Origin of the sequence: Thiocapsa sp. (genome assembly GCF_011390875.1) — a bacterium.
In the GTDB taxonomy this organism is placed as follows: domain Bacteria; phylum Pseudomonadota; class Gammaproteobacteria; order Chromatiales; family Chromatiaceae; genus Thiocapsa.
Window position 1 is genome coordinate 1 of sequence record NZ_JAABRP010000181.1, and the last position, 3,616, is coordinate 3,616.

General features: G+C 63.4%; 5 protein-coding genes and 1 pseudogene. 3 read left to right on the forward strand and 3 right to left on the reverse strand.

Going from position 1 to position 3,616, the window contains the following annotated elements:
• Positions 1-305, forward strand: a pseudogene (locus GPT33_RS14245) (aminotransferase); the annotation flags it as partial.
• Here the strand turns inward: GPT33_RS14245 and GPT33_RS14250 are convergent.
• On the reverse strand, positions 302-487 hold the full coding sequence (locus GPT33_RS14250; RefSeq protein ID WP_296810044.1) for a hypothetical protein: 186 nt from the start codon (positions 485-487) through the stop codon (positions 302-304). The pseudogene GPT33_RS14245 and the gene GPT33_RS14250 overlap by 4 nt on opposite strands.
• A 96-nt stretch (positions 488-583) precedes the next feature.
• The gene (gene ubiG / locus GPT33_RS14255; protein WP_296810047.1) at positions 584-1,330 is read right to left on the reverse strand and encodes a bifunctional 2-polyprenyl-6-hydroxyphenol methylase/3-demethylubiquinol 3-O-methyltransferase UbiG; all 747 of its coding nucleotides are present in this window, start codon (positions 1,328-1,330) and stop codon (positions 584-586) included.
• 106 nt (positions 1,331-1,436) lie between these two features.
• Between ubiG and GPT33_RS14260 the strand changes: the two genes are divergently transcribed.
• Positions 1,437-1,649, forward strand: a complete 213-nt coding sequence (locus GPT33_RS14260) for a hypothetical protein (RefSeq protein ID WP_296810049.1) — start codon at positions 1,437-1,439, stop codon at positions 1,647-1,649.
• Positions 1,650-1,727: 78 nt separating this feature from the next.
• Here GPT33_RS14260 and GPT33_RS14265 read toward each other — a convergent pair whose 3' ends face one another.
• Positions 1,728-2,390 carry a FecR family protein gene (locus GPT33_RS14265; protein WP_296810051.1) on the reverse strand — a complete coding sequence of 221 codons (663 nt, stop codon included), beginning with the start codon at positions 2,388-2,390 and terminating at the stop codon, positions 1,728-1,730.
• A gap of 160 nt (positions 2,391-2,550) precedes the next feature.
• Between GPT33_RS14265 and GPT33_RS14270 the strand changes: the two genes are divergently transcribed.
• The gene (locus tag GPT33_RS14270) at positions 2,551-3,468 is read left to right on the forward strand and encodes a CHASE2 domain-containing protein (protein ID WP_296810052.1); all 918 of its coding nucleotides are present in this window, start codon (positions 2,551-2,553) and stop codon (positions 3,466-3,468) included.
• Positions 3,469-3,616: the final 148 nt, after the last annotated feature.

Here is a 3,616-nt window from a genome sequence, read left to right on the forward strand (position 1 = left end):
TGATCGAAGAGGTCGGCATCGAGCACGTCCGCCGCGAGCTTGAAACGCGCACGGCATACCTGATCGAGGGGATCGATCGACACGGCTTGGAGCTCTTGTCGCCCCGCGCGGCCGAGCGCCGCGCGGGCATCGTTACCTTTCGGCTCCCCGGGAGGCCCTCGGCCAAGCTCTACCCCGAGCTGATGCAGCGCCGGGTCCTCTGTGCGCAACGCGGTGGCGGAATCCGCTTCTCACCTCATTTCTACACGCCCTTCGAGATCATCGACCGAGCGCTCGGCGCGGTACTGTCGATTGCGGCGGATTAGGCCGCGGTCGCCTTGGGCTTGACCTCGGCGGGCGGCAGAAAGACCGTGCCCTTGCCGAAGTGGTTGATTGCCATGTCCCGAACCCATTCCGGGGCATCGGCGTAGAACTTGATGTACGTAAAACCGCAGTCGCCGCGCGACATCGATGCGATCCAACCCTCGAATTCGTCGTCTGTCATCATCGTCCTGCCCTCCAAACCAAACCACCGCGAATCGGATTCGTCCCGGCAACCCTTCTTCGACAAGTTCGCCCTGCCCGATGTTTCAACGCAGCACCCTCAACGACGCTGCATGACAAGCATATAGTTGATCCCCATCCAACGCGTGTAACTAAAAGCTCGATTGAACGGATTTACCCTTACGCCGGTCCGGTCCTTGACCTCGAAGTCATGACCCAGCACGGCCTCGACCTCTCCGGGAGGGACCAGCTTGCGATAGTGGTGCGTCCCTTTGGGTAGCCAGCGCAGCACATACTCCGCACCGAAAATGGCCACGATGAAGGCCGCGATCGTTCGATTGATCGATGCGATGATCATCACCCCGCCCGGTCGAACCAGACGACCGCAGTCGGCGAGAAAATCGGGCAGATGCTCGACATGCTCGATCACTTCCATGTTCAATACCGCGTCGAACTGCTCGCCCGAACGCACCAAATCCTCAGCCGTACCCAAGCGGTAATCGATCTCCAGACCGCTCCACTGGGCGTGGATCTGCGCCACGCGCACGTTCTTCTCGGTGATCTCCACCCCCGTGACGCAGGCACCGAGTCGCGCAACGGACTCGCTGAGGATTCCGCCGCCGCATCCGATATCCAGCACCTTCAGTCCTTCAAAGGGGTACTCGTCCCGAGGATCCCGCCCGAACGCTGCGGCAAGGTGCCGGCGGATATAGTCGACCCGAAAGGCGTTGAGACGGTGCAAGGGCCAGAACGGACCCTCCGAGTCCCACCAACGGTGCGCGAGTCGCTCGAAATAGGCGACCTCGTCCGGATCGATCGTGGGCGCGCTCAAATGCACGACGCTCATTAGCCTGCTCCTGATGATGTTCGGTTTCAGTGCGAGATCGTGGTGAGCGCGCAGGATTCCAACACCACGAAAGAACCGCGCCATCTCCCGCGTCAGGGGTGCAATCATGACCAAGAAGACAATCACCCCAGCTGCCACCCTGCTCGGTGCCGCCCTTGGCGGCAGCCTCGGCGCCTTCGGCCTCGCACAGGCCGCCGGCAACCCCTTCTCCGCCCGGTCGCTCGAGGCCGGCTACATGCGGCTCGCCGAAGCCGGCAGCGAAGGGAAGTGCGGCGCCCATGGGCTCCCGCCGGAACCCCGCTGCTGGCGCTCGGCCTGAACAGGACTATCCGGGAATGCGTCACGTCACGGACCGGGGAACGCGGGCAGCGCCTCTCATCTGCGCAAACCGACCGGGTCAGTTTCCGATCGAGACCATCTCGATGGCTCGTGCGACCTTCCCCTCGCCCCAGACCTTGCGCGCCGAGAGTGTGCCGTCACCGCTGATCATGGTGCCTTCGCCAGGGCCGAGGATCACGAAGCCGTACGCACTGGCAACGCTAACCTCTCCGTCGATCACCAGTACCCCGGTGGCACCATCGATGGGTCCAACCCAGACCTCGGTGCCACGAACACCGAGGATCGCAACGGGGGTGCGGATCTGCACCTCGCTATCGCCGCCGAAGAGCTTCTCGCCGAGGAACAAGAGCGCGCCTTTGAGCGCGCGTAGGGTGATCTCGCGTGTCTCGCCTTTGGTATAGACGAATTCGTCGATCGCGAGCTCGGCATTCTCGCCCATGATCACCATCGACCCGTCCTTAAGCCGTGCACTCAGGCGCGCCTTTGGCCCAGTGTGCAAAAGGTCGAGGAAATAGACCGCAGAGCGGTCCTGCAGCCTCCTCACGCGCTCGGCAAAGGTGGCCTCGGCGCGGTTCTCGACGCGGTCGACCACGCCGATATGCGCCCGACTCGGACCTGTCTGCATGACGCCGGCGCTGTCAGCGCGGGCGTGAGCCGCAAGCGTTGCCGTCAATACGGTTGTAAGGAGCACACAGCGCACGGAAAGGGCTTGCCGTTTCATCGCTCTCTCCCGATGTTGATGATCATCAGGGCCGGTAGCCCATTGCGCGATTCTTGCATTGTAGACACCGTTGTTCCAATTGCTCGAACTCATTGATCGGCATACAAGGCCAAACCAACAGGGCTTTATCATCCGAAACGAGGCGACCGGAGGCCATTGAATGCCGATTCAACCAAGGCTCAAACAACTGCCTGCGGTGGCCGCCTTGCTGATGCTGGCGCTGTTGGTTTGGATACAGATCCAATATCCGCCTGCCTTTGCAGCGGCGCGGCAGCTGGTCTTCGATGCCTACATCGCGGCTAGCCCGGCGTCACCGGACGCGCCGATCAGCGTTGTCAGCATCGACGAGACCAGCCTCGCCCGGCATGGTCCCTGGCCGTGGCCGGAGTCCAGGCTGGCGGCCCTTATCGATGAGCTGCGAGCGCTCGGCGCTGCGATGGTGGGACTCGCGCTGATCCCGACCACGGAGCACGTTCGCTCCGAGATCGACACAGCCCTGCCCGACCTCGGCGCGATGGCCGGGTGCGCCGGATCCCGCTGCTGGTTCAGATGGGTGAAACGCTCTATCCATCGCTCGTCGCCGAGCTTTTGCGGCTCGCACTCGGGGATACGCGCCTCCGGCATCGCCTTTGGCGAGACCCGTATCGGCGTGCATAGCGGCGAGGTCATCGTCGGCAACTTCGGTGGCAGCCGGCATCTGGACTATCGCGCCTTCGGCGACCCGATCAACACCGCCGCGCGCTTGGAGACGGCAAACAAGGTCTTCGGCACACGGCTAATCCTCAGCGCCGCGACGCTCGAGCAATGCCCTAGCCCACCGGCAACCCGGCCCATCGGCGAGCTGCTGCTCAAGGGGAAGACGCGGCCGGTTTCCAGTTTCACGCCGTTGACCGATCTCGATAGCGAGAGCGGGCTCGCCGAAGCCTACGCGCGGGCCTACGGCGCAATGGCCCATGCCGATGACACCGCTCTGACCCTGCTCGAGGCCTGCTCCGCCCGGTTCCCCGCCGATACGCTGACACAGTTCCATTTACAGCGGTTTCGAACGGGCAGCACTGGCGTGATCTTCGCGTTATAGAGCGCGAGCGCTCATTCATCGTCCCTCCGCGCTCGTGCGCGATACTGCCGCGGTCCATCGGTAACCGAGTTCTGCGCACGCCACCCGAGAGCGTCGCGACGGAGGGCGATGCCGAGTCCTGTCCACTCTATCCCGACGTGATCCGACC

What these genes read in the sequence shown, in the direction of transcription:
- GPT33_RS14260 (WP_296810049.1), top strand. Translation starts at nt 1,437, where the DNA reads ATGACCAAGAAGACAATCACCCCAGCTGCCACCCTGCTCGGTGCCGCC.
- ubiG (WP_296810047.1), bottom strand. Translation starts at nt 1,330, where the DNA reads ATGAGCGTCGTGCATTTGAGCGCGCCCACGATCGATCCGGACGAGGTC.
- GPT33_RS14270 (WP_296810052.1), top strand. Translation starts at nt 2,551, where the DNA reads ATGCCGATTCAACCAAGGCTCAAACAACTGCCTGCGGTGGCCGCCTTG.
- GPT33_RS14265 (WP_296810051.1), bottom strand. Translation starts at nt 2,390, where the DNA reads ATGAAACGGCAAGCCCTTTCCGTGCGCTGTGTGCTCCTTACAACCGTA.
- GPT33_RS14250 (WP_296810044.1), bottom strand. Translation starts at nt 487, where the DNA reads ATGATGACAGACGACGAATTCGAGGGTTGGATCGCATCGATGTCGCGC.